Here is a 24538-nt window from a genome sequence, read left to right on the forward strand (position 1 = left end):
TGCATGAACCGTCCGATCGACAGCCGGAAGGAGTTTCTCGAAGTCCTCGAGCAGACGCGGATCGAAGCCGAGGCGCGCTTCCAGCGGGCGCCGCGCTCCGCCCTGTACGAATCCATCGCTCGCCAGCTCGCCGCCATGCAATCGATGACGGAGAGCGGCCGCACGCCCACCGAGGACGAGCGAGAGTCCATCACGATCGGCCTCCTCGCCGCCCGCGAGCTCGAGCCGGCGCAGGATCCGGACCTCGTTGATTTCATCGAACGCCTGCACGAGCTCAACGGATATTTCACGGCATGGCCACCCAACTAGCCGGACTCCGCTACCAGCACCGCACGTTCCACGCGCCCGTGCCCAGCGACGCCGTCCTGCGGCTCTGCCGGCTCGCGCCCTCCGGCCAACGTATCGCCTTCGTCCGCGAGGACGGCCCCGAGGGACAAACCGGCATCTGGATCGGCGAGCTCCACAATGCCCATTCGGCCCGGCTCCTCGTCCCGTTCAAGCCCGGCCGCGTCGAGGATCTCGCGTTTTCCCCCGACGGCTCGCACATCGCGTATCGCGTCGCGCCGCTGCTCGGATTCGGCGCGCGCGGCACCATCGGCTGGGCGAGCGCCGATGCGCCGGGCGAGATCCGGCGCGTGGAAGGCACGGGGTTTGGCTTTACGCCCGGCGGCAAGGCGATCCTCGTCGCGGATCCCTACCGCAAAGTGCTTCTCCGTTATGCGCTCGACGAGGAGGAGCCGCGCGAGCTCGGCCCCTTCGAGGACGACGCCGATCCCTCGTTCCCTGCGCAGATCGTGGTCTCCCCCGACGGCGAGCACATCGTGTACACGGCCGGGCGCGACGGCGAGGAGGTCTCCGAGGTCTGGCTCGTCAAGCGCGAAAACAGCGCGGTCGTCACCACGATCCTCACGGAGATCCCCGGCGGGAACGTCCACATCTTGCCTTTCTGGTCGCCCAAGGGCACGACGCTCGGCCTCTTCTGCGTGCACGAGGACCAGGAGAAGACCGCGCTCATCGTCGTCCCGCGCCTCGAAGGCGAAGGCCAGGTCCTCTACGAGAGCAGCTACCTCGACCCGGCGCGGACGCCCACGTTCACGCACGCGGCCCGCTCCATCGCGTTCTTCCGCACGGAAAAGCCCGGCGACGAGGAGCGCCTGGGGACCAGCCGCCTCGTCCTGCTCGACGTCAAGCGCGAGACCTTCGCCGCCCTCGCCGAGCCGGACGAGGTGTTCGGCACGCCCCGCTTGTTCGATGACCGCTCGATCGCCGTCGACGGCGAGGGCCTCGCGCACCTCTTCGTATTCGACGATCCGTTGTGACGAAGGTGCTAGACTCGACTCCAGCGAAGGAAGAGCTCGACATGGCGCTCGACGATCCGGATCTCCCGACCCAAGGTGTCTTCCCGAACGAGGAAGAGCTGAAGGATTGCATCACCGTCACGGTCCGGCAGCCGCGCTCGGATCTCGATTTCAGCATTCTCCTGCCCGACGGCTGGTATCAGCAGCCCGCGCCGATCGATAAGATCGACTTCTCCCAGGAGTCGGAGTTCGTCCCGCTCGCGCTCTTCAGCGCGGCGAAGGAGATGCTGCCGCCCATCCTCTTCACGGTCGGCGTCCGCCCTGCGCCGAAGAAGGGCAACGTGGCCGAATGGCTGGAGCGGCAATGTTATCTCCAGCAGCTCGCGCTCGAGCGCATCAAGCTCAACAAGTTCCCCTTTGGCTGGGCCGCGGAGGCCGTCGCGCTGCAGGCGAGCGAGTTCGGCAAGCTCAAGCTGCGCATCACGATGTTCGAGGACGGCAATCGCCTCTTCGCGCTCATCGGAATGGCGCCGCTCGACGTGTGGGACGTGTGGGTCGTCCCGCTCGGCCTCTGCGTCAATACCTTCGAGCTCCTCGAGCCCAAGGGGCAAAGCGCGCCGCTCGCGCCCAAGTACGAAGATCCCAAGCCGGAAGGCGAGTAGCCCCGGCGGGGGGCCCGCGGCCCCCGGGGCGCGTCGGGCACGGAATGGGCATTGCCTCCGGACGGCATGCGTGGAAGAGTGGACTTCCATCGTTTCGAGGAGGAGCCGATGCACCGCAACCCGAGCTTTTATTGCCAGGCGTGTCGCATGCAGGTGCAGCTCGTGCACCACGGTGAGCACAAGTACCAGCAGCAGGACGGGGCCTCGAAGGACTACGTCTTCGGTCATTGCGCCCGCTGCAACCGCGTCGGGCTCGTCGAATACGAGCACGAAGCCGACGGCGCGGCCGCGGAGCCGCGGCAGCTCTGGCCCTCGGTGCTCCGGCCCATCGATTTCGAGCTCCCGCCGCGGGTGATGGAGGCCTACCAGGAGACGCTGCGGTGCGAGGCGGCGGGCGCGTGGATGGCCACGGCGGTCATGGCGCGGCGCACGCTCGAGGTCGTGGTGCGCGAGTTCGCGCCCGATCACGAGCGTTTCCTCGACGGCCTGCGGGCGCTCTACACGAAGGGCCTCATCAGCGAGGAGCTTTGCCGCTGGGGCGAGGAGCTCCGGTTCCTCGGCGACGTCGGCGTCCTGCCCACGGACCCGAAGGCCTCGCACCAGGACGCAAAAGAGGCGCTCGAATTCCTGGGGGCGCTCCTCGAAACGCTCTACCACCTTCGCGAAAAATTCCGGCGCATGCAGGCGCGGCGCCAGCGAGGGCGGCTCGGGGCGGATGCGCCCGAGCGGCCCTCCTGAGGTCTCTCGTCAGAATTCGATCTTCGACGCGTCGAGCTCGTCGTTCACCGCATCCGCGGCCACGGTCTTGCTCGGCGGCGGCGCCGTACCCTTCTCGGCCCACTCCACGAGGGCGTCGAACGCGCGCTCGGCGTAGGGCTGCAGGATCGTGAACTTGTCCTGCGCGCCCTCCTCGGCCGGCGTGCCGTCGAAATCGAAATCGAGCACCCCGTCGGAATGCAGGTCCACGTGGCCGCCGCCGGCCACGACGTAGAGCCGGTACAGGTCCGGATTGCCGTACGTGGTCACCGCGTCGCGGTAGTCCTCCGCGTTCGAGATCACCCCGAGCAGCCCGTCCGCGTCGCCGTGAATGCTCACGAGCGGCGCCGAGAACTCGCCCGTGTTGGCATTCTTCAGGGCATACGACACGCTCTCCTCCGTCCAGCCGGCGTCCGGCGCCGAGGCCAGGAACGCATAAAACGGCGGCGGATCCATGTCGTTCGGCGGGAAGCAGCTATACGCCGCGCTCCCGGCCAGATCGTGGCCGAGGAGCTCCGCCTTGAAGTAATACGCCGTGAAGTTGTAGTAACCGATCCCCTTGAATTGCGGCAGCGACGCCTTGAGGGAATCGAACGCCGTGTTGTAGGCGCCCCAGATCGTCGCCGACGGCGCGCCGAAGCCCGCTGCGATCATCAAATCCTGCGCCCCCGAGAACGGCGGCGTCTCCGAGAACGCGGCCGGCGTCGAGAGCGTCGCCGCATCGTAGGCCCATTTCATCGCGAGCGCCGCGCGCTCGTTCGAGCTCACGAGGTGGTTTGCCGCGGCATACTCGGCCGGCGTCACCGTCCCGTTCTTGTCCTTGTCGAGCCCCCGCGCGTCGGGCCAGTACGCGCCCGACCAGTCGAGCCCGCCGGCGAAAACCCGCTTCCCGCCGGCCTTCTCGCGCTCGTGATCGATCTCCAGCGCGCGCCGCACCTGATATCCGCCGTTCGACAGGCCCACCGCATACACGTGGGTCGGCGCCCTGCACGTCGCGATCTCGATATGATCCGCGGCCCACTGCGCGAGATCCAGCATCATCGCGCCCCAGTGCTGCGTCGGGTGCGCCTTGTTCAGCAGCGTCGCGTTCCCGTCGACCCCGCCGTTCGTCATTCCCTTGTTCCCGGCCACGTAGGCATACCCGCGCCGTAGCACCCAGGGCACGATCGTCCCCTCGTTCGCGAATTCGCTGCGCGTGCCGGGCGTCCCCGCCACCACGAGCTTGCCGTTCCAGTCGTTCGGCATCTTCAGCACGATCTCCTGCGTCCGCGTGACCCCGCCCTCGGTCACCGTGAGCGTGCCCGTGACCTCGATGCCGGCCACGTTGTCCTTCGGCGCGAGCTTCAGCGAATGCAGGAGGCTCGCCTGCATCTTCTTGACCTTCGCTTGCTCCTCGGGCGGAAGGTCGTCGAATTCGGGCATCCCGGCCTTGAGGGTCCAGTAGTTGATGTGCGCGAGTCCCCCCCCGCCGGCGTTGTAGAACGTGCGCAGCGACCCCGTGAGCCCCCCATCGAGCCCTTCGAAGTCCATCGTCGGCACGCACGTCTGTGGGGGAGGATTGCAGGCATCGCCCACGCAGGGCGGATTTTGCGCCGGCTCGTCGCTGCACCCTGCGAGGGAGAAGGCCGCGAGGACCACGGCCGCCTGGAATGGGTTTGCCCGTCGAGTGAAGGATCGGAAGGTCTTGAGCATCGGGTGAAATCTACAAGGACACCCCGGCGCGCTCAACGTCGGCAAAGGCACGGCGCGCCACGTGCGCAGCCGCGTCGGCAGGATCCCACCCGTGGCCGCGTCCACCGCTTCGCAGGCACCTGTCGAATTTCGGGCGCTCATCGTCGATGTTCTGCACTTTCGGAACAGACAGGCCCAAGATCGCCCCCCTCCCCCCTTGCCGGCACGGCGCGTGCCTCTACCGTGATAGCTCGCTGGATGCCGCGATCTCCTTTTCGCGCGCCGGCGCCTTCGCCACGAGGTAACACCGTGCGATCACCTCCCCGACGCCTCCTCTCGTCCGCGCTGCTCACCGCCCCGCTCCTCGCGTTCGCGGCGCCCGCCGCGGCGGATGACGCCCCGCCCGCGCTCCGCTGGGACCAGCCCGTGAGCTGTTACAACCTGAAGGAGGGAAAGACGCTCCGCGTCCAATGCACGCAGGACGCCAAAGGAGAGACGTGCCTCGTCGCCCCCGGCGAGATGGTCGGCATCGGCGATCCGCTCGACAAGGTCCAGCCCTGCACGCCCTACAACGATGACGCCTACCGCGCGCTCGCGCGCCGCGCCCGCATCGTCCCCGCGATCGCCGAGGCGCCGCCCGGGTATGCGCGCGGCGAGAGCGGCCGGGCCTTCCAGGTCAAATTCGACCTGTTGAACCGCTTCTACATCGGCGTCGGTTGGGCTCCCACCCTGCAATCGACCCGCGGGTTCGCCCTCCCCCCGGGCTTCCCGTTTGCCCGGGCGAACGCCGAGATGGGCATCCACCTCAGCATTCTCTCGCCGCGACGGCGCGCCCGGCACGACCTCCGCCTCCTCGAAGGCAGCGCGACGTTCGCCGACCTCGAGCTCCGCGGCACGCTCCTCTCCTACGATTACCAGCACGAGCACAGGCGCCCGCTCTTCTGGATCAGCACCTTCTTCGGCGAGCCCGACGTTTTCCCGATCCTGCCGCGCATGGGCTTTGGCTTCCGCGTCCTCTCCGTCCTCGATCGCCAGCCCTCCTTCCGCGACGCCCTCGACATGGAGTTCGGCGAGTTCCACGTCGCCTGGAACCCCTGGCAATCCGACGACATGTACAGCCACCTCCGCGTCGAAATCGGCGGCAATTTCGGCGCGCACTGGCAGGATCGGACGATCGTCTCCGGCAAATCGGGCAATTATTTCATCGGCCCCACGGCCGCGATCGAGACGCGCATCAGCCTCGGCAAAGGCGGCCTGCATTATCTCTTCAGCGACCTCACGTTCCGGCGCCCCACCATCGTCGCCGGCGAGCTCACGGGCGAGACCGTCAATCGCCTCGCGGGCTCGTTCGCGTACGAGGGCGTGCTCATCGCGATCAACGACCAGCCGATCTCGGCCCGCCTCGCGGCCGAGGGCCGCACGCAAAACGATTTCGTGCGTGATGTCCGGGCGGTCGAGCTCCGCTTCTTCGCGGGCCTGCGCATGTCCTTCGGCGCCCCGCCGCGCGTCTTCGAGCCGATGCCCGCCTTCGAGGACCCGTGATCCGACGCTCCCTCACCGCCGCGATCGCCGCGATCGCCATCACCTCCGCGCCCATGGCCGCGGCGGATGAGGGGGGTTTGGGGGCGCAGCTCGGCTTGCCCGAGCGTAGCCCCCAAGCGTTGGACGACTTTATCCATTCGCCCAAGGGCCGCACCTTCCGCGTGCGTTTTGATCCCGAGAGCCGCATTCGCCTCGGCGCCGCCGCCTCCGGCGCGCGCAAGGAGAACGGCCGCATCACCCCCGCGCTCGAGATCCACGCGGGCATCTCCGTCCGCCGCCGGTATGCCTTCGGCGAGGGCCCCTCGCGGATCGAATGGCAATTCGATCAACGTATCCTCTCGGGCTTCGTCGCCCCCTTCGCCCGCCCGTTCGGCGACATGCCCTCCTTCGACACCGTCCTTTACGGCGCCGCCGCGCACCGCCACGACCTCGCGCCGCGTATCGTCCTGCCCTCCTCGCCGCCGCTCAGCATTCCTTTCCCCTTCGACGTCGGCTTCGACGCCGAGTTCGGACGCGTCACCGTCCCGCGGGCCCTGCCCACGGGCGCCGCGGACGGCGGGGCCATCCCCTTCCTCCGCGTTTCCGTCGCGCGCGCGACCGCCTACCTCGATCCTTTGCGCTCCAACCATCCCGGCCGCAGCCTCGAGCTCGGCGTGGGCGTGCGGTACGACCTCGACGCCTACGGCGCGCAACGCGGCACTGGCCCCGCGGACTCGATCGCGCGCCCTCGCCTCGTGCACCGCGTCGCGCCTGGCACGGCGGGCTCGATCCGCTTCCGCTTCGAAACGCAGGACGGGCTCCTCTCGCTCGACACCCGCGCCGAGATCACCCCGCACTGGACCAGCGAACGCACGTGGAAGCTCGCCGCGCTCGGCTACGGCCGCGTCGAGCGCACGATCCTCGCGATCAACGACGAGCCGATCTCCGTCTTCCTCGAAGGCAGCTACCGCCTCGTCCCGCCCACGCTCGAGCTCGCCACGCTGCATGACGTGCGCGCGAGCCTCGGCATCAGCTTCGGGCTCGATCTCACGCCGGACCCGCGCGTGAAGAAGATCCCACCGCGCTCGCGGCAGATCCCGACGACCACGCCCGCCCCCTGAACGTCGATTCCTTCGACCCCAAACGATCAGTGCACGGGAGACGCAGGCGTGGGCGCAGGCTCCACGACCTTCGTCTCCATGGGCACGTCCGGGAAAAACAGCGCCCCGACGAACGCGAGGACGCCGAGCACCGCGATCATCCAGAACACCGTCCCGAGGCCTGCGTCGAGCAGCCCGGCGATACGCTGCACGACGTCGGGCCCGAGCGCGGACATCCCCTCACGCGAGAGCGCTCGGCTCGCCGCGTCGCTCGGGAGTGTTGGGTCCTTCCGAAGCGAGGCCACGATCACGCCGCCCATCACGCCGACCGCGACGGCACCACCCATCGTCCGGAAGAACATCGTGCTCGCGGTCGCCACGCCGCGCTGCTCCCAGCGCACCGAGGTCTGCACCGAGATGACGAGCGCCGTGTTGGCGCAGCCCATCCCGATCCCGAAGAGCCCGGTCACGACGCGCAGCGCGAGGGGCCCTTGGTCGGCGACGAGGGGCAAGGCGACCGCGGCCGCCGCCGTGCAACCCATCCCGAAACGAACGAGGGCACGAAAGCCGACCCGCGGGAGGATCCTCCCGCTGAGCGTGCTCGCGATGGGCCACGAGACGAGCATCGGCGTGATGGAGCTCCCTGCTTGTGTCGGCGTCCCGCCGAGCACGCCCTGGATGAAGAGCGGCACGTACGTGAGGAGGGCGATCATCGCGCCGCCGATGACCGCGCCGATCGCGGACGAGAGCGCCATCACCCGGCGCGCAAAGAGCGAGAGCGGCAGGAGCGGCTCCTCGGCGCGACGCTCGACGAAGACGAAGGCCACGAGCAGGAGCGGCGTGGCGAGGATGAAGGCTCCGGACTTGTGCACCCCGGAGCTCGCGATGAGCAGCGACGTCACGAAGCCCGCGAGCAGCAAGGCCCCTGCGAGATCGAGGCGCCGCGTCTTTCGCTCCACGCGCTCGTGCAAGGCCGTCGCGACGAGCGCCGCCGCCGCCACGCCGAAGGGCAGGTTCATGTAGAAGACCCAGCGCCAGGACACGTTCTCGACGATCACGCCGCCGATGATCGGCCCGACGAGGCCAAAGAACCCCCACGCCGCGCCGATGTACCCTTGCAGCTTCGAGCGCTCCTCGATGCCGAAGATGTCGCCGATGATCGTGACCGGCATCGGCTGCATGGCCCCGGCGCCGAGCCCCTGGATCGCGCGGAACGCGATGAGCGCGGGCATCGACTGCGCGGCGCCGCTCGCCGCCGATCCCAGGAGGAAGATCGCGATCCCCGCGAGCAGCACGGGCTTTCGCCCATGCAGATCCGCGAGCTTGCCGAAGATGGGGACCGAGATCGCCGAGGTGATCAGGTAGGCGTTCGTGACCCACGCGTAATACTCGATGCCGCCGAGATCCCCGGTGACGGTGGGCATCGCGGTGGCCACGACGGTCGCCTCGAGCGCGGCCATGGCGAGGGCGAGCACGAGGCCCGCGACGGTCAGGCCTCTGTGCGTGCGTCGTTCGTCTGGAACCGACATGGCCAAGACGGTGTGGTTACTCCGCGGCCAGCGCCCGCGCAACCACGGCTCCGCTCAGAACACGCCGAATTGCCGCACGAGACCCGCGATCTCGTCGTCCTCGTGAAAGAAGACGCGATCGAGCCCCTCCTGGAACGTGTAGGTCAAGCTCGTCGCTTCCTTGAACAGCGCGTCGTCCCCGAAGGCTTCGAACGGCAGATCCGAGAGATGCCGGCGTTTGCCCTCGTCGGAGAGGATGCCCATGAACGCGTCGTACGAGCCGATCACCTTCTGCGCGGTGTCCGCGGAGATCGAAGGTCGGAGCAGCACCTCGCACATCTGCTCCAGCGGCGAGAGGCGCAGCCGCTCGCGCAGGAACCGCACGACGCGCGCAGGATCCACGCCGCCCTCGCCGCGCCGGAACTCGCCCTTGCCGAAGAGCTCGAGCGAGAAGCACGCGAGCATCCCGCTCGCGAAGAGCAACTTCCGGCTCGTGCGCAGCTTGACGTTGCGCAGCGCCCAGCCGCCCTTGAAGCCCTGCTTGTTCACGAAATCCACGGTGATCGTGCGCCAGTACCGGATGATGTCGTTCAGCAGGAAACGCGGCACGAGCTTCGAACGCTTGGAGAACAAAAGACCACGGTCGTCGCCGACGTAGCGGTGCAGCACGAGATCCACGACCCGCTCGAGCGCGTCGCGCTGACCGATCGCGATCGACTCGAGCAGGAACAGGATGCGCTGCGTGGTGTTGCGGTTCGTGTCGTCGTGCCCGCCGATGAGGTGCAGGAGCGGGTGGCTGAAGGACACGTTGTCGAAGACGCCAAAGGGGCTCGGCGGCTGGAACTTCGCCTCGTGCAGGATCTTCGTGATCGCGAGGGCCTTGTCGAAGTGGACCCGATCGGCGCGCCCGTCCACGAGCAGCGTCCAGTCGATGTCGCTGCCCGACGTGTACTCGCCGCGGGCAAACGAGCCGAAGACGACGATGCTCGCGTCCTCCGGGTCGTGCCCCTGCAGGAGCTCGCGCAGGGTGCAGAGCGTCTGCGCGGAGAGGTCACGCGCGGCGAGCACGTGCGGAAAGGCGCGGCCTGCCTTCGCTTCGAGTCGCTGGATCACCTCGGATTTCGCTTCCATTCGGTTTTCCTGAGGGTGGCGGACACTAGCACATGCCTCCCGTGGACATCGCGACGATGAGCCGATTATCCTCCCAGCCATGGCGAGAGACGTCACGCGCATCCGCACGAGGGATGAGTTCGTCGCGCTCCTCCGCCGCGTCGCCGACGCGGTCGAACGAGGCGAGCCGTTCCGCGTCCAGGTCGGCGGTGTTCGGGTCACGGTCCCGTACGACGCCGAGCTCTCGATCGAGCACGAGGCCGAGGGCGACGCCGAGGAGATCGAGATGCAGCTCCGCTGGCGCCGCGGGCAAGCCGAGAGCGACGGCGCCGACAGCACATGAACGACAACACGGCACGCGGGCGCATCTCCGTTCATCCCCGCGGGTTCGGGTTCTTCGTCGTCGAAGGCACGACCCCGATCTCCGCGTTCATCACGCCCCCGGATCTGAACCCCTTCCTCGACGGCGACGTCGTGAGCGCGCGGCTCAGCTCCGACGGCAGCGGCCGCTTCGTCGCCACCGAGCTCGCGCTCGTCAGCCGCCCCCGCGCCGAGGTCTTCGGCAGCGTCGCCCTCCGCGGCGGCAAACGCTACCTGCGGATCGATCGCTCCGTGGCGAACACGGACTGGCCCCTCGACACCACGAACGAGCTCGCCGAAGGCACGCACGTCGTGGCCGAAGTCTCGGGTGATCGCCTCGTCGTCGCGCGTCTCGTGCCCGAGGGCGCCGACCTCGGCGTCGAGCGTTGCATCGCGCGGCACGGCCTCCGCGCGGTCTTCGCCGACACCCTGGAGCGCGCCGCGGAGGAAGCGGCCGCGCGACCGATCCCGATGGAGCGACGGCGTGATCTCCGGAGCGTCCCGACCGTGACCATCGACGCGGCGTCCACGCGGGACATCGACGACGCGCTCTCGGCGTACCCGGCCGACACGAGCGGCGCGCTCCGCGTGCTCGTCTCCATCGCCGACGTCGACGTGTTCGTCCCCGAGCGCTCGGCCCTCGATCGCGAGGCGCGCCTGCGCGGCACGAGCGTCTACCTCGCAGGCCGCGTGCTGCCGATGCTCCCCGAGGCCATCTCGTCGCGCGCGGCGAGCCTCGTCGAGGGCGAGGACCGCCCTGCGCTCACGGCCGAGCTCCGCATCGATCCCGAGGGTCGCATCACCTCGGTCGACGTCTACGAGAGCCTCGTCCGCTCGCGCGCGCGCCTCACGTACGACGCCGTCGACACCTTCCTCGCCGAGGGCCACGCCGAGGGCGTCCCGCACGCCGTCGAGAGCACGCTGCGCTGGCTGCGCACGGCGGTCGCGCGCCTCGGGGCCGTTCGCGCCGCGCGGGGTGGCGTCAACCTCGCGCGCGAGGAGGCGCGTATCGAGCTCGACGCGCGCACGGGCGAGCCGACGGCGGTCGAAGCGCACCACGAGACGCCTGCGCACAGGCTCGTCGAGCGGCTCATGGTCGCGGCGAACGAGGCCGTCGCGGATTGGCTCGTCGCGCGGGGCCTGCCCGGCATCTACCGCGTCCACGACGAGCCCTCGCCCGAGCGCGTCCGCACGCTCGCGCAGCTCGCGCACAACTTCGGCATCGAGGCTGGCTTCGGCCCTCGCCTCTCGGCCCGCTCGCTCGCGGCGTTCGAGGCGCAGATCGCGGGCGCGCGCTTCGAGCCCGCGATCCGCACCGTACTCGGCCAGGCCCTCGGCCCGGCGCGCTACACGCCCGACCCCGGCGCGCACTTTGGCCTCGGCGCGCCGCTTTATCTGCATTTCACCTCGCCGATTCGCCGATACGCCGACCTCGTCGTGCACCGCATCCTCAAGCGGTACCTCGAAGGCCACCGCGATTACGAGGACATCCGCGCCGGGCTCGCCGTCCTCGCGGCTGACTGCGACAGATCCTCGCAGAACGCGGGCAAGGCGGAAGCCGAGCGCCATCGCATGCTCGTCGCGCGCCTTTATGCGGGCCGCCTCGGCGAGGAGGTCTCGGGCAACATCGTCGCGCTGAAGCCCTTTGGCCTGCTCGTGCAGATCGCCGGCACGGGCGCGATGGGCTCCATTGCCATGGAAGTGCTTCCCGGTGGCCCGTTCCGTACCGACCTCGCGGCGCAGGCGCTCATCGGCGCGGGTGTGCGGTATGCGGTGGGGGATCGGATCACGGCGACGGTGGCGGCGGTGCATGAGGAGCTCGGGAGGATCGATCTGGTCCCGGCGGGGTGACGAGGGCGTGAGGTCGGGTGACGAGGGCGCTCGCCGGGATGACAACGGCGTCCTGGCGTGATGACAACGGCGCTCGGCGGGAGGACTTCGGCGGGTGACGATGGGCCGCGGCCGGATGACAACGGGCTCGGGGGCGGATGACAACGGGCTCGGGGGCGGGTGACGGTGGCCGCGGGGCGTGCCATGCGAGAGCGTGGTAGCTTGCATGCGATGAGTGGCTCCCGTCGCGACCTCTGGAAGACCTTGCTCGATCGCTTCGATCCGGAGCTCGTGACGCGGCCGGAGTGGCGAGCAGATCGTGAGGAGAGTCCGGCGCGGAGGATCATCGCTGCGCTCGATCGCCCCCTCTCGACGCCGCCCAAGGTCCTCCTCACGGGTACCATCGGCACGGGTAAAAGTTCGGAGCTGTATCGAGTCGCCGAGGAGCGCGCGCGCCAGGGTGACGAGTTTGTCGTCGTGCTCGACCTCGTGCGACATTTCCGGCGCGCCGTGAGTGATCTCGAGGCGCTCCAGAACGTCACATCGTGGGAGGTCTGTTTCCTCGCGGGCCTCGCGTTGATCCGGGCGGCGAAGGAGCAGCTCGGGTACGACTTCGCGAGCGAGCAGCTCGAAGGGCTCGCCGGGGCCTGGACGGGCCTCGCCAAGGCTTCGCAGGTGTCCGGCGTCGCGCCGCCGACCATCGACATCCTCTCCGTGGTCAAATCGATGACCCTGCTTGCCTCGTCCGCCGCGGCCCCGGCCGCCGCGGTCGCTGGCGCGCCTGCTGCGGCGGGCGCGGCCGTCGCGTCGGGCTTGCGGGTGCTCTCCGAGATCGCCGGCGCGGGCAAGTGGTCCTTGCCCATGGGTCGAAAGGACACGAAGCCGCTCGAAGATCAGGACGAGCCGATGCAGACGCTCGCGGGCCGGGTGAACCACCTCATCGCGACGTTCCAGCAGTGGAATCGCCGCGTGCTCCTCGTCATCGACGGCCTCGATCGGATCGTCGACGGCGCGCGTGCGGAGTCCTTGTTCCTGCGCTCGCAGATGATCGCCGGCCTCGACTGCGCGCTCGTCGTCTGCGCCCCGTTCGCGCTGCGCAACGACATGGCCGCGACGGAGGCGCGTGGCTTCCGGCTGCGAACGCTGCACAACGCGCCGGTGCTCGATCACCAGAACCCGAGCGCGTACGGCCCCGGCGTGCGGTTCCTCGGCGAGGTATACCGGCGCCGCGTTCAGGACCTTCGCGGCGAGAACCTGATCCCGCAGCACTTGCTCGACAAGCTGGCCTATTACTCGGGCGGCCGGGCGCGTGATTTCGTCCGGATGATCGGGATGCTGGCGGAGCGGGGCTGGGACGACGACGCGAGCGAGGCGACGGAGGCGCACGTGGACGACGTGCTCAAGGAGGCGCGCCAGCTCGTCGAGACGGGGCTCGATCGTGGGCACATCGAGGTGCTCGAGCAGGTCGCTCGGGATCCCGATCATCGGCTGCCGCCTGGGGATCTCGCGCGCGAGCTCTTGACGTATGGCCGTCTGCTGCCTTTCCCCAACGAGTCGGAATGGTTCTACCCGCACCCCCTCCTGACGCTCAACCTCGTCCGGCGCTAGCGCCCTGGATCGAGCGAATCGAGCACCGCCTCCACCTCACGGAGCGAGGCTTGCTCCTGCTCGTGGATCGGGCTGAGAACGCGCAGCTCGGCGAGCTCGTCCGTGGTCTCTTGCCGAGCCATCCCGGGCTCGCGGTGTTGACGGAGGCGCCGCAGATCGAAGATGTGCCGCCGGGATCGGTCGTCGTCCTCGTGCCGCGGCCCGAGGATGCGGGGTGGTTGAACCTCGCGCGGCCAATCTTCGCGGAGCGGGAGTTGCGGGTCGTGCTTTTCTGCGAGGAGGAGGTCACGGCCGCGCTGGCGCGGGGGGCGCCGGATTTTTTTGATTGGATCGGTAAGCGCGTTGAATGTGGGAGGGGGGCGCCGCGGCATACCATTGCAGGATTACGCGCGGGGGTTTGCGCGAGGGCGTGGTCGATCGGGTATCGGGGGAATGCGCTTGGGGCGGCGTTCGAGGCGGCGTTTCCCGGGCGGACGTTTCTCCGGGTGAGCGGGGAGCTCGAGGATGGGGAGCTCGTCGCGACGGTACGGAGCGCGGAGCGCGCCTACCTGATCTGGACGAACGTGGGGGATACGAAGAATTTGCAGCGCATTCGTTCGGCGGTCGCGGCGGCAGGGCGACGCGGGCGGTGTATCGTCGACGATGCGGAGGTGTGGGGGGGCGAGGGGCTGTTTCCGGTGAGCGAAGCGGTGATGGAGCCGGAGGAAGCGGCGCGGGTGCTTTCGGCGGCGACGGCGCCGGCGAGGCTCGCGGCATTGCTCGGGCTGGAGCCGGAGGCGATCAAGCTGGCGGCGGAGATAATGGCGAAGGGGGTTGCGTCGGCGGAGATCGAGGCGGTGGTGGCGGCCGCGGGGGATCCGGGGGCGGCGCTGGCGCGGATGGCGTTCGAGGGGGAAGGGGTCGATGTGGAGGCGGTGGCCGCGATGCGGGCGGCGGCGCCGGTGGTGCGGGGGTTCTTGGGGGATGGGAGGGTGCGGGGGGCAAGGGAGCGGGGGCGGGGGCGGGGAGGTGAAGGAGTGCGGGCGGCGCTGACTTTGAGCGGGGGCGAGGCAAGCGTTGCAAAGATTATCGAAAATACGACGCCTTCGCACCCCGCCGTATCGACTGCGAAGGCAAACACCAGCCCCAAGCCCTGGTCGATCCCTGTGGGCGGGACACAACCTGACGAATCACGCCAACTCCCCTCACTGAGGGAGATTCTAGGGGATAGCTTGGACGGCTATCTCGAACTAGGGGACGCCCTGCGGGCACTATTGCGTGCATACACCGAACGGAATCACATAGCCTACGTGGAGAACGAGGGTTATTATACCTCGGCGCTCGATGGCGTTGCACCCGCAGGCATTCCCGGTCTGCGCGATCCGGTTGGCTTCCATGTGACGGGCTCGCGCCTCGACGTAACCGTGTACGACAAACTGATCCGCCGTGTCCTGTCAAACCTCGGAATACAGTGGGACCAGCAGGTACACATCGTCATCATTGCGCCGATAGACTGGTCCGTAGAAAACATCAAATTGCGGAAGGCCAGTAGCAGCCGCATCAAGGTCCACCTGTGGGGAAACCACAAAATTGAGCAGCTTATGCGGGAATGCCCCGCCATGTTCGCCCGGTATTATCCGCTCGCGGCCCGCGCCCTCCTTCCCGGTTATGACGGCCACGATCTCAAGGCATTCGCCCTGAAGTATCGTGAGAGAGTCGCCCTCGTTCACGGACGCCTACGCACCATAGGCATTCCACCGGAGACGCGCAGACGCGACAGCCCGATCGAACTTCCACTGGCGGACCTTTTTATTCCGCTGCACCTCTCTGAAACCCAAGTATTGGGCTACTGCTCGATCGACTACGTGCTCCAGCACCGGAATTCCGTGGTCGTGCTCGGTGACCCAGGGATGGGCAAGTCGACCTTGCTCGCCTACATCGCGCTGGTCTTCGCGGGAGGTGCCAGGCTGGAAGGCTTCAAGCCAGGCTCGCGCGACGTCCCGCTCTACATCCCGCTACGCGATTTCGTGCGTCGACAGAAAGTGCGGCCAGAGCTCACCTTCCTCGACTACATCGAGCTTGAGGCACGAGATCGCTACGAGCTACCCAATGTGCACCGAGCCTTCTTCGAGGCGACGCTGCGGATGGGCGAAGCCATAATGCTCTTTGATGGTCTCGATGAGGTAGGGACCGAGGCCGAACGGCACCGAATTTCAATAAAAATACGCGCATTCCGGGACGATTTTCCCAGGTGCCGCATCTGGCTTACCTCGCGTGTCTATGGATACACGGAAAACATTCGTCTCTCCGAATCGAAGTTCGAACATTACCGGATCGATCCTCTCGACAGCGACGAAATCAACGACTTCATCGAGCGTTGGTACACCATTCACATCCCCGACGACGCAAACGAACGGGAGGAACAGGCAGCCTCGCTTCGCGCGGCCATTCATCGCACGAGCAGCGTACGACGGCTGGCAGGCAACCCACTCCTGCTCACGCTCATGGCGTTCATCCATCACGGGATGCGGAGGCTGCCGAAGGATCGGGGCGAGCTCTACGAGAAATGCGTGGAGATGTTGTTGAAGACCTGGCAGGAGGCCAGACGCAAAGATGGCGAGGCGCACCGCGCCCTTGAGGGCCTCACGCTGCACATACCAACACAAAAGGATTATCTCGCGCACCTTGCTTACTACATCCAGCAGAAGAACCAGCGAGGTACGGACGACAATGCCAGGGGCCTCATCTCCCGCAGGGAAGCGCTCGATGTGCTGGGCGTAAGGCATTTCGCGCGTGCTCGGCGCGAACGACCAGAGATGACCGAGGTCGAGGCGCACTACGAGATGGCGCAATTCCTCGAATACATCAGCGATCAGACGGGGCTCCTGGTCGACCGGGGTAATGATCAGCTCTCGTTCATCCATCTCTCGTTCCAGGAGTACCTCGCCGCGTGGGTCTTCCTGACGGGCACGGATGTCCCCCGTGGTCCCGAATTTTTCGTGGCGCACCTAGGGGACCCAGCGTGGGAGGAGGTGCTCCTGCTCCGGCTCTACATCGTCCTTCGCGGCGGTGGTGGTGGAGAATCTGAGTTCGACCGTATCGTCGCGTCGATGCTGCGCGCGCTCGAAAGGAAGAAGCTCCCCGAAGGTTGGCTCACGCTGGTGCGGGCTGTTCGTGACGATCTTGAGTTCACGGAGCGGGATCGGAAGACGATCCTCCAGCAGGCGCTCTCTTACTGGCTTGAACGGCGAGACTTCGGGGATACGTGGTACTTGGCGCTCCAGGACGTGAGGCTCTTTTCGCCGCAAGCTTGCGGCATGCTGCGTGCGCTAATCGTCGAGATGCAGCAGAGCCCGCAGGTGGCCACCGAGCAAGCAATCGCGTGTCTGCACCTGGAGTCGAGGCTCTTCGGGTTTCCAGCGGAGGCGGCCGCGCGCATGCGACGGCGCGCAGACGTGTCGTGGCTCCTCGCGGACCTGGTGCCTTTCATGGGCGATCCCGGGATCGATGCGTTGCTCGCCGAGACCGCGACGCTCAAGGACTGGGCCCGTGGGCTCGGTCGACTCGCACCCACGAGCGACTCCGCATTCGTAGAGTGGTTTCTGAAGGGAAATTCTATTCCACCGACCGCCTTCGATGCTGCCACGGCCATCCTCTGGAACACGATCGTGATAGAGCCCCCATCGATCGCCGATGTGGCGTGGGAGGACGATGACGACGATGCGGAGGTGCTGGAACGGCAACGACTCAACACCGCCTACGCCTGGCCCGAGGAAGAGAAGTCCGCCCCCACCTCCGGCCCCGCCGCCGCCCTCTTCATCGCGCACGCCGCGTACACCAGCTTGATGACGGGCATCGATTGCACGCTGCCGGTCCCGTCGGATCTCGCGGACCCTCGCGTCCGCGTCTCCCATCTCCTCTACGAGATCGCCAACTTCCGGGACGTCGAATCCAACGCTAGAAAGCTGAAGCACGAGATCGAAAACGCCAGTCCCGAGCTGCGCCCCCTCCTCGAAATCGCCGGCCTCCTCCCCTCCGCCGCCAACACCCCCGCAGCCACCACCATCACCGCCCCCTCCAAGGACAACGCCCCCTCCCAGGAAAAACCCCGCCCCCTCTTCACCTGGCTCCACCTCTCCGACGTCCACTTCGGCCACCCGAACGTCTCTCACCGCTGGGACCAGAAGCTCGTCCTCGCCGCCCTCCGCGACGACCTCGCACGCCTCGACGATCACGGCATCCCCAAGCCCGACGCCCTCTTCCTCACCGGCGACATCGCCTTCTCCGGCAAGAAAGAGCAATACGCCGAAGCTCGCGCCTGGATCGATGCCCTCACCTCACGCCTCGGCATCGCGCCCGATCGTGTCTTCCTCGTCCCCGGCAACCACGACGTCGATCGCGCGATCGACAAGACGGACCGCAACGTCGCGCGCCTCCTGCGCGGCCTGCGCCAGGGGGCCGATCTGCTCGACGAGGTCCTCGCGAACGCCGACGACAAGGCCCTGCTCACGTCACGCTTCGCCGCTTATCTCGAGTTCGCGCGCGCCTTCCCCGCCGTCCATCTCCCCGATACGTTCTCCTGGGCGCATGCCTTCACCACAAACGGTCTCGCCCTCCGCATCCTCGGCCTGAACACCGCGCTCATCGCCGCCGACGATCTCGACCGCGGAAAGCTCTGGCTCGGGAACGAGGCCCTCGCGAAGACCCTCGCCGACGCCGATCGTTCACGCGAGCTCGTCCTCGTGCTCACCCATCATCCGCTGCGCGACGGCTGGCTCGGCGATCAACGCGACGCCGATCGCTACCTCCAGAGCCGCGCCCACGTACATCTCTTCGGGCACGTGCACGACGCGACCTCCGAGGACGCGCGCTCCGGCTCCGGCACGGGCCTCCTGCGGATCGCCGCGGGCGCCGCGCACGGCGACAACCTACCAGGGATCCCCGCGAGCCACGGGTACTCGGTTGGCGCCGTGATCCCCATGCTGGACGGCTCGGTGCACGCGCGGATCTGGCCACGCGCCTGGTCCGAGAAGAACAAGGACTTCCGCGTGGACAACCAGAACACGCCCCACGGACGCGACTTCGCCGAACATTTGCTGCCAGGCGTGCCCCCGCCCACGTCCCCCTTGACAACCCTCTAAAAATCACTCGACTCTCCCCCCATGCCCATTCAATCCAGCGACGATCCCATCCACACCCTCGAAATCCTCGCCGCGAAGGTCGGAGCGCCCCAGGCAGGATTGCTCGACGCGTTGCTCGCCGGCACCGACAATGAGCAACTCACGGAGAAGGGGCGCACGATCGCCACGAGTCGGATCGTCGTTGATGGGGTGCGCCTTTATCAGGAGGCGTTTCATTTCTGGCAAGGCGCCTCCGACCCCCAGAAGAAACGCCTCAAGGGCTTCTCGCTCCCCTTGCTCGCCGTCGCCGTGCATCAGCTCCACGCCCTCCACGCGCATTCGCAGAAGATCGCGGAGGACGCGACCGATGAGGTGAAGACGCGAGCCAAACGCGCGGCCGAGGCGACCCGCGCCGCGGCCCAAGGCCTCGCGCTGCGTGATCAGGCCACCTCGGCGCTGCGGGACGCCGCCGGCCTCGACCCGGCTTTGCGCGCGGAGGTCGACGAGGCCGTGGGCACGGCCGAAACCCCGGATACCCTCGCGCGCGGGCTCGACGGGCTCGCCGACGTCCTGCGCGGCTGGCTGAAAGCCCCGCCGGGCTCGCCCCTCCTTTCGCGCCTCGCGCTGGCGAGCCTCGACGAGCCGTACGCCGACGAGCTCACCGCCGCGGCGAACGCGGTGCAAACGACCGCGGCGCAAGCCGGCGAGCGCAACGCAGCGCGCGCCGCAGCGCAGGCCGGGCTCGATCGGGAAGACGGCGTCGCGATCCTCCTGCTCGGGCAGATCGTCCGGGCCTTCGACGGCGCGAACGATCTGGATCCGACGATCCCGCGCCTCCTGCCGAATTCGACGCGGCGCCTGTTCTCGCGGCGAACGAAGAAGAAGGAGACCGGCGCCGCGGAGGCGTGATCACTTCTGCAACACCCCGGCGAACCACCCGGGATCACCAACGCGATCCCGAGACCCGACGGCGAGGGCACGAACGGCAGCAAAACAACGGTAGGTCGCAGGGGTCGGTGGGACGGACCGGCCGGCAGCGGCGTCGCGAGCACCGGTCGGCTGGTCCAGATTTCTGCGGATCGGGAGGAGCGGTGACACCGGGTCTACGCTCAGCCCGAGAAGTTGACCGACAGGTGGTACACTGCATTCCCCGCCTGGTCGATGATAACGCGTATCCGCCGGTCGATGCCTGAGACCCTAGCGTCGTATGGGACCAAATTGCCGGCGCTGACAATTCGCGTGGTCAGCAGCTCAGCGGTGCCGGCCCGATCTCGGAACACGCGGAGCCGGACCGAGCCCTCGAGGACGTCCACGACGCCTGCTACCCTTTCGACGCGGCCATCGCTCCTGATTGTCCGATTGCCGCTGAGATCGAGACCACAGAAGTCGATCCCCACGGGGCAATGGGCCTCGGCAAACTCCGTGCGCGTCAGCGCCGACGACGCCTCGCCGACGCCTTCTGGGCCGCTGAACGGCTCGCGTATGGCCAGCGCCTCCGGGTTCCCCGCCTGGACGTCGGAGCTCACCTCGAAGGTATTCTGCGGCGCTTCGGTGTCGGCGCTGCAACCGACCATGGATGGGCCGACAATGCAGGAAGTCACGAAGGCGGATGCGAATATCGATCTTCGTCTCATGATATCCCCTTTGCTCATTGCTTCTCTAGCGTCCACGAGGTCAAGGCCCCCTACGCCCCAAGCCCCACAGAATCGATGCACCAGATGCAATGCTGGCTTCGCAATTCACGTGCCAGGCCATGCGAGCAAAAACCGGACAGGGGCGACGTGTCACCGAGCCGTGCTTATGGCTGGCAATCTGGACCGGCTGAAGGATGGCCATCAGGGGGCGGATCGATGCCCATCACGCGCGTGATGATGCACGCGTGCTCGCGGGGCGGTGGCACCATCGCGCAGATCCGCGCCATCAATTCGCGCGGGTATGGCTGGAGAAAGCTTGTAAAAGAAGAAGAAGGAGACCGGCACCGCGGAGGCGTGATCACTTCTGCAACACGCCGGCCACCGCCAGGAGCTTGATCAGGATCCCCATCAAGCTCTCGCCTGCGATCCACCCGCTCGACACCGGCACCGTCAGCCGCTCGCCGAGCGCCGGCTTCACCTTGCGCAGCACGTGCGCGATCGTCGCGCCGATGAACATCGCGATCGCGTTGCTCGCCGGGATCACGAGCGCGATGCCGAGGCCCGCCGGCGAAGGCACGAACGGGAGCAGCTTCTTCGGCGCGAATCGCTCCGCGAGCGCGAGCACCACGCCGAGCAGAAGGCCGATCCCCATCGCCCGGTCTGCCCCCGGAGGCAAACCACCGAGCCCGCCTGCGAATGCTTTCGAAACGCCGGCCCATACGAGGCACGAGGGCGCGGGCCACTCCTCGCTGCCGAGCACGGACGGGTCCGGCATGATGAGCCAGAAGGCCGGCACCACCACGAGCGCCCCGGCCACCACGCCGAAGAGCTGCCCTTTGAGCTGCTGCCTGGGGCTCGCGCCGAGCAGCCACCCGCTCTTCAGGTCCACCAGGAGATCCGCGGCATGCAACCCGACCCCGCCCGTCACGTTCGCGCTCATGATGTTGCCCGCGAGATTGCCGGGCGAAAGCACCCCGTACACCGCCTGCGTCACCGGCCCGAGCGCCTTCGTCGGCGTCACGTCCGTCTCGCCCGTCACGCGCGCCGCGACGAACCCCATCACGACGGACAGCGGCACGGCGATGATCCCAGCCCATAACGGAATCTGGAACAGGAACCCCATCAAGAGGATCACGATCGGCGCGAGCACGGCGAACCCTGCGGGGAACCACCAGGTCGGGCACTCCACCTCCGCGATGGGCTCCTCTTTTTCGGATTTCGCGCCACCCGTGAATATGCCCGACAAACCGCGGAACGAGCGGACGATGCTCTTGTAATCGAGGAAGAAGCTCGTCAGGCCCGAGGCCACGAGGATCGCGGCGCCTGGCCAGAGCGTCCACCCGACGATCGCCTTGTAGCTCACCTCTTTGATCGCGTGCTCCGCGGCGAGCCGCGGCGCGAGGATCGCGTAGCCAGCCATCCCCGAGAGCAGCAGCGACCACGCCGTGCGGAAGCTCATGAGCGCGCCCGCGCCGACCAGCACGAGCTCGCAGTTCAGCGTGATCGTCCAGTCCTTCGCCGCGCGCCCCGCGATCTGGAAGGGCAGCGCGATCGAGCCTGGCAGGTTGAACGGGATCCACGCCGCCTTCGCATCACGCAAGAACGCGAGCAGCGCGCCCATGAGCCCCGCGATCCCGAGCAGCCGCGCCTTCTCCTTGCCGCCGCCCGCGCCTTCTGCGCCCGCATCTCCGTGATGCGTCGCCTCGTGCATCGAGCGCAGGGTCTCGGCCGTCGCCGTGCCCGTCGGAAAGGCGAGCGCCTCCTTGTTGATGAGCTGCCGCTTGATCGGGATCGCCGCGAACACGCCCATCGCCGCGATCACGCCGAACCAGAGCATCAGCCAGACCGCGCTCGGCCGCGTCGTCGTGACCATGAGCAGCGCGCCGAACGCCGCCATGTTCCCGCCGCCCGTCATGTACCCGGCCGCGGACGCGACCGAGCCCATCGCGTTGTTCTCCAGGATCGTGAACTCGCTCTTCGTCAGCCGCGCCGCGCGAAACAACTCGAAGACGGCGAACGCGAGGATACACGCGGTCAGCGTGACCCCGAGGCTCCAGCCCGTCTTGAAAAAGACGTAGAGGTTCGACAAACACATCACCCCGCCGATGAGCATCCCGGCGATGATCGCGCGCGGCGTGAGCTGTTTTTCCCCTTTGCGATAGACCGTATCGAGCCATTGTTGCTCGGGGTCCGTCGCGCTCGTGGTTTCCTGCGGGGCAGCGGGCTCGGCGGTGGGCTTCATCGTGGTCATCGCGGGTCGAGCCGCGAGCGTACCGGAGAAACGTTCGAGGTGCGAAGAAAAACCTACTCGTCGAGCGCCGGAAGGATCGTCACTTCCAGCGCGCTCGGCATCGCCTGGGATCGATACACCCGGTGCGTCGCCTTCATGTAATCGCTCGGCTTGGCCTCGAAGATGTTCGGCACGAACTTCTGCGGGTTTCGATCGATGAACGGGAACCACGTCGATTGCACCTGGATCACGATCCGGTGCCCCTTCTTGAAGGTGTGGAGCACGTCGTTCACCGCGAACTTCACCTTCGTCGGCTCGCCCGGGACGAACGGCTTCGGCGCTTCATAACTCTCGCGGAACCGGCCGCGGAACGGCTCGCCGCGCACGAGGATCTGCTGGCCGCCCTTGTCTTTTTTGCCCGCCCACCGGTCTTCCTTGGTGAACCCCGGCATCTTTCCGGGGTTCTCGTCGATGAGCTTCACCACCCAGTCCGCATCGGTCCCCGTCGTGCTCACCCATACCTCGGCTTCGAGTGGCCCCGCGAGCGTGACGTCCCGCTCGAGCGGCTCCGACCGATATTCGAGCACATCGGGCCGGCGTGACGCGAAGCGTTGATCCTCGGCCATGTAGTTCGTCGACCAGTCGTTCCCCATCTCCTGCGTGTGCGGCACGGGTTTGTCTGGATCGCTCACGTATTCGTCGCTCTCGGCCTCCGTGTTCTTCGGCGGCTCGAAGGACAGCGCGCCGCTCGCTTGCAGGTAGAGGCGCCCCTTCTTCGCCTCGCGCGGGGGCCAGGCGTCGAACCGTCGGAAGCGATTGGCGCCCGCCTCGAAGACCAGCGCCTCCGAGAGCTCCGGCTCCGGCCCATCCTTCAGGTGATGCTTGAAGAACGCGAGCTCGAGATCCTGGAGCACGACCGACGTCGCGAACCCGAAATCCGCGTCGCCGAGTTTGTCCCCTTTCTCATACCACCAGCCCCCGTGTTTCCACGGCCCCATCACGATCGAGTTCTTCGTGCCCGGGTTTTGTGCCTCGATCGCGCGGTACGTGGCGAGCGGGCCGTAGAGGTCCTCCGTATCGTAAAATCCTCCCACGACGAGCACCGCGGCCTTGATGTTGCGCAGGTGCGGCAGGATGTTCCGGGCCTGCCAGAACGCGTCGTAGTTCGGGTGCGCCACGATCTCGCGGAAGAACGGCCGCTCGCCCTTGAAATGCTTCGCCTCGGCCTCGGCGAGGGGCCCCGCGGAGAGGAAAAACCGGTAGGCGTCGGGCGTCCCGTAGTCGACGCCCTCCCAATCGTCCTCGCTGTCCTCCTTGGGCTTCGGCCGCGGTTTGTCGAACGACGCGAAGAAGTGGAACGCGAGCTGCAAATTGAAGGCGCCGTGCCGGTGCATGTCGTCGCCGCGGAACCAGTCCCCGATCGGCGCCTGCGGCGAGATCGCCTTCAAGGACGGGTGCGAATCGATCGCCCCCGCCGACGCATAAAACCCCGGATACGACACCCCGAGCAAACCCGCGCGCCCGTTGTTCCCGGCCACGTTTTTCGTCAGCCACTCGAGCGTGTCGTACGTATCGGTGCTCTCGTCGATGTCCTTCGGCCCCTTCTTGTCGAGGTGCGGGCGCACGTTCACGAACGCGCCCTCGGACATGAAGCGGCCGCGCACGTCCTGATGAACGAAGATGAAGCCCTCCTTCTCGAACGCCTCCGATACCAGGCGCTCGCGGTACCGATCGGCCCCGTACGGCGCCACGGAGTAAGGCGTGCGCGTCATGAGGAACGGATACTTCCGGGAAGGGCTCGCGTCGTTCGGCACGTACAGCGCCGTGAAGAGCCGCGCGCCGTCGCGCATGGGAATGCGGTATTCGTATTTCGTGTACCTCGACCGAATGAACTCCGCGCGCGCGTTCGGCGCATCGCCCTCGCTCGTCGCTGCGGGCGCGGCGGCGGGCGCGGAGAGCGGCGGCGGTGTCGGGGCGGGTTTCTCCTCGACGTGGCACGCGGAGGAGGCGAGGAGCGCGAGGACGAGCGGGGATGTGCGGGCGAGAGAAACACGAGCGGACACGAACGACCTCCTGGGGACGCCGAGGGGCGCCGCACAGGATAGACGCCCGTCGTGACGCTTGTGAGCAAAATCCAATCACCGCCCCCCG

Annotated in this window: 18 protein-coding genes; 11 read left to right on the top strand and 7 right to left on the bottom strand. The window is 67.6% G+C overall.

Annotated elements, in window-relative coordinates; genetic code table 11:
- Positions 1-3: 3 nt before the first annotated feature.
- The 4 genes from E8A74_RS06115 to E8A74_RS06130 all read left to right on the top strand — a co-directional run bounded on the left by E8A74_RS06115 (position 4) and on the right by E8A74_RS06130 (position 2698).
- Positions 4-309, top strand: a complete 306-nt coding sequence (locus tag E8A74_RS06115; protein WP_136927969.1) for an immunity protein Tsi6 family protein — start codon at positions 4-6, stop codon at positions 307-309.
- Complete coding sequence (locus tag E8A74_RS06120; RefSeq protein ID WP_136927970.1) at positions 294-1319, top strand: TolB family protein; 1026 nt, start codon at positions 294-296, stop codon at positions 1317-1319. Before E8A74_RS06115 ends, E8A74_RS06120 begins: the two co-directional genes overlap by 16 nt.
- Positions 1316-1960 (top strand): hypothetical protein, encoded by a 645-nt coding sequence (locus E8A74_RS06125; protein ID WP_136927971.1) that lies wholly within the window; start codon positions 1316-1318, stop codon positions 1958-1960. Before E8A74_RS06120 ends, E8A74_RS06125 begins: the two co-directional genes overlap by 4 nt.
- Before the next feature lie 108 nt (positions 1961-2068).
- On the top strand, positions 2069-2698 hold the full coding sequence (locus E8A74_RS06130) for a DUF4145 domain-containing protein (RefSeq protein WP_170228889.1): 630 nt from the start codon (positions 2069-2071) through the stop codon (positions 2696-2698).
- Between the two features lie 9 nt (positions 2699-2707).
- Here E8A74_RS06130 and E8A74_RS06135 read toward each other — a convergent pair whose 3' ends face one another.
- Positions 2708-4549: an alpha/beta hydrolase domain-containing protein gene (locus tag E8A74_RS06135; RefSeq protein WP_136927973.1), complete on the bottom strand. Its 1842-nt coding sequence runs from the start codon at positions 4547-4549 to the stop codon at positions 2708-2710.
- A 147-nt stretch (positions 4550-4696) separates the two neighbouring features.
- On the opposite strand from E8A74_RS06135, the gene E8A74_RS06140 reads away from it, so the two are divergent.
- Positions 4697-5929: a hypothetical protein gene (locus E8A74_RS06140; protein ID WP_136927974.1), complete on the top strand. Its 1233-nt coding sequence runs from the start codon at positions 4697-4699 to the stop codon at positions 5927-5929.
- Positions 5926-7029, top strand: coding sequence for a hypothetical protein (locus E8A74_RS06145; protein WP_136927975.1), 1104 nt, complete (start codon positions 5926-5928; stop codon positions 7027-7029). Before E8A74_RS06140 ends, E8A74_RS06145 begins: the two co-directional genes overlap by 4 nt.
- 26 nt (positions 7030-7055) lie before the next feature.
- Here E8A74_RS06145 and E8A74_RS06150 read toward each other — a convergent pair whose 3' ends face one another.
- The gene (locus E8A74_RS06150; RefSeq protein WP_136927976.1) at positions 7056-8537 is read right to left on the bottom strand and encodes an MDR family MFS transporter; all 1482 of its coding nucleotides are present in this window, start codon (positions 8535-8537) and stop codon (positions 7056-7058) included.
- Between the two features lie 54 nt (positions 8538-8591).
- Positions 8592-9647 carry a nucleotidyltransferase domain-containing protein gene (locus E8A74_RS06155; protein ID WP_136927977.1) on the bottom strand — a complete coding sequence of 352 codons (1056 nt, stop codon included), beginning with the start codon at positions 9645-9647 and terminating at the stop codon, positions 8592-8594.
- A 79-nt stretch (positions 9648-9726) separates the two neighbouring features.
- Between E8A74_RS06155 and E8A74_RS06160 the strand changes: the two genes are divergently transcribed.
- The 3 genes from E8A74_RS06160 (at position 9727) to E8A74_RS06170 (ending at position 13424) form a co-directional block, all read left to right on the top strand.
- Positions 9727-9969 (top strand): amphi-Trp domain-containing protein, encoded by a 243-nt coding sequence (locus E8A74_RS06160; protein ID WP_136927978.1) that lies wholly within the window; start codon positions 9727-9729, stop codon positions 9967-9969.
- The gene (locus tag E8A74_RS06165) at positions 9966-11837 is read left to right on the top strand and encodes a ribonuclease R family protein (protein WP_136927979.1); all 1872 of its coding nucleotides are present in this window, start codon (positions 9966-9968) and stop codon (positions 11835-11837) included. The genes E8A74_RS06160 and E8A74_RS06165 overlap by 4 nt, the downstream gene beginning before the upstream one ends.
- Before the next feature lie 210 nt (positions 11838-12047).
- Positions 12048-13424 carry a hypothetical protein gene (locus E8A74_RS06170; protein ID WP_136927980.1) on the top strand — a complete coding sequence of 459 codons (1377 nt, stop codon included), beginning with the start codon at positions 12048-12050 and terminating at the stop codon, positions 13422-13424.
- Here E8A74_RS06170 and E8A74_RS55440 read toward each other — a convergent pair.
- On the bottom strand, positions 13421-13546 hold the full coding sequence (locus tag E8A74_RS55440) for a hypothetical protein (protein WP_269749862.1): 126 nt from the start codon (positions 13544-13546) through the stop codon (positions 13421-13423). The two genes, E8A74_RS06170 and E8A74_RS55440, sit on opposite strands and share 4 nt — an antisense overlap.
- Positions 13547-13642: 96 nt before the next feature.
- Between E8A74_RS55440 and E8A74_RS06175 the strand changes: the two genes are divergently transcribed.
- Together E8A74_RS06175 and E8A74_RS06180 are read left to right on the top strand one after the other, a co-directional pair.
- Positions 13643-18544 (top strand): metallophosphoesterase, encoded by a 4902-nt coding sequence (locus E8A74_RS06175; RefSeq protein WP_136927981.1) that lies wholly within the window; start codon positions 13643-13645, stop codon positions 18542-18544.
- A 21-nt stretch (positions 18545-18565) separates the two neighbouring features.
- The gene (locus tag E8A74_RS06180; protein ID WP_136927982.1) at positions 18566-19432 is read left to right on the top strand and encodes a hypothetical protein; all 867 of its coding nucleotides are present in this window, start codon (positions 18566-18568) and stop codon (positions 19430-19432) included.
- A gap of 200 nt (positions 19433-19632) precedes the next feature.
- Here the strand turns inward: E8A74_RS06180 and E8A74_RS06185 are convergent, their stop codons facing one another.
- From E8A74_RS06185 to E8A74_RS06195, 3 genes are all read right to left on the bottom strand, one after another.
- A complete protein-coding gene (locus tag E8A74_RS06185) occupies positions 19633-20175 on the bottom strand; it encodes a hypothetical protein (protein ID WP_136927983.1) in 543 nt (180 codons plus the stop codon).
- A gap of 340 nt (positions 20176-20515) precedes the next feature.
- Positions 20516-22408, bottom strand: a complete 1893-nt coding sequence (locus E8A74_RS06190; RefSeq protein ID WP_136927984.1) for an OPT family oligopeptide transporter — start codon at positions 22406-22408, stop codon at positions 20516-20518.
- A 53-nt stretch (positions 22409-22461) separates the two neighbouring features.
- Positions 22462-24450, bottom strand: a complete 1989-nt coding sequence (locus E8A74_RS06195; protein ID WP_136927985.1) for a CocE/NonD family hydrolase — start codon at positions 24448-24450, stop codon at positions 22462-22464.
- Between the last annotated feature and the right edge of the window lie 88 nt (positions 24451-24538).

Origin of the sequence: Polyangium fumosum, assembly GCF_005144585.1 — a bacterium.
Taxonomy (GTDB): Bacteria; Myxococcota_A; Polyangia; order Polyangiales; family Polyangiaceae; genus Polyangium; species Polyangium fumosum.

Bases quoted from the DNA above. Each gene is read 5' to 3' on its own strand.
- E8A74_RS06115 (WP_136927969.1), top strand. From the start codon at position 4: ATGAACCGTCCGATCGACAGCCGGAAGGAGTTTCTCGAAGTCCTCGAG.
- E8A74_RS06120 (WP_136927970.1), top strand. From the start codon at position 294: ATGGCCACCCAACTAGCCGGACTCCGCTACCAGCACCGCACGTTCCAC.
- E8A74_RS06130 (WP_170228889.1), top strand. From the start codon at position 2,069: ATGCACCGCAACCCGAGCTTTTATTGCCAGGCGTGTCGCATGCAGGTG.
- E8A74_RS06135 (WP_136927973.1), bottom strand. From the start codon at position 4,549: ATGAGCGCCCGAAATTCGACAGGTGCCTGCGAAGCGGTGGACGCGGCC.
- E8A74_RS06150 (WP_136927976.1), bottom strand. From the start codon at position 8,537: ATGTCGGTTCCAGACGAACGACGCACGCACAGAGGCCTGACCGTCGCG.
- E8A74_RS06155 (WP_136927977.1), bottom strand. From the start codon at position 9,647: ATGGAAGCGAAATCCGAGGTGATCCAGCGACTCGAAGCGAAGGCAGGC.
- E8A74_RS06160 (WP_136927978.1), top strand. From the start codon at position 9,727: ATGGCGAGAGACGTCACGCGCATCCGCACGAGGGATGAGTTCGTCGCG.
- E8A74_RS06165 (WP_136927979.1), top strand. From the start codon at position 9,966: ATGAACGACAACACGGCACGCGGGCGCATCTCCGTTCATCCCCGCGGG.
- E8A74_RS06170 (WP_136927980.1), top strand. From the start codon at position 12,048: ATGAGTGGCTCCCGTCGCGACCTCTGGAAGACCTTGCTCGATCGCTTC.
- E8A74_RS55440 (WP_269749862.1), bottom strand. From the start codon at position 13,546: ATGGCTCGGCAAGAGACCACGGACGAGCTCGCCGAGCTGCGCGTTCTC.
- E8A74_RS06180 (WP_136927982.1), top strand. From the start codon at position 18,566: ATGCCCATTCAATCCAGCGACGATCCCATCCACACCCTCGAAATCCTC.
- E8A74_RS06185 (WP_136927983.1), bottom strand. From the start codon at position 20,175: ATGAGCAAAGGGGATATCATGAGACGAAGATCGATATTCGCATCCGCC.
- E8A74_RS06190 (WP_136927984.1), bottom strand. From the start codon at position 22,408: ATGACCACGATGAAGCCCACCGCCGAGCCCGCTGCCCCGCAGGAAACC.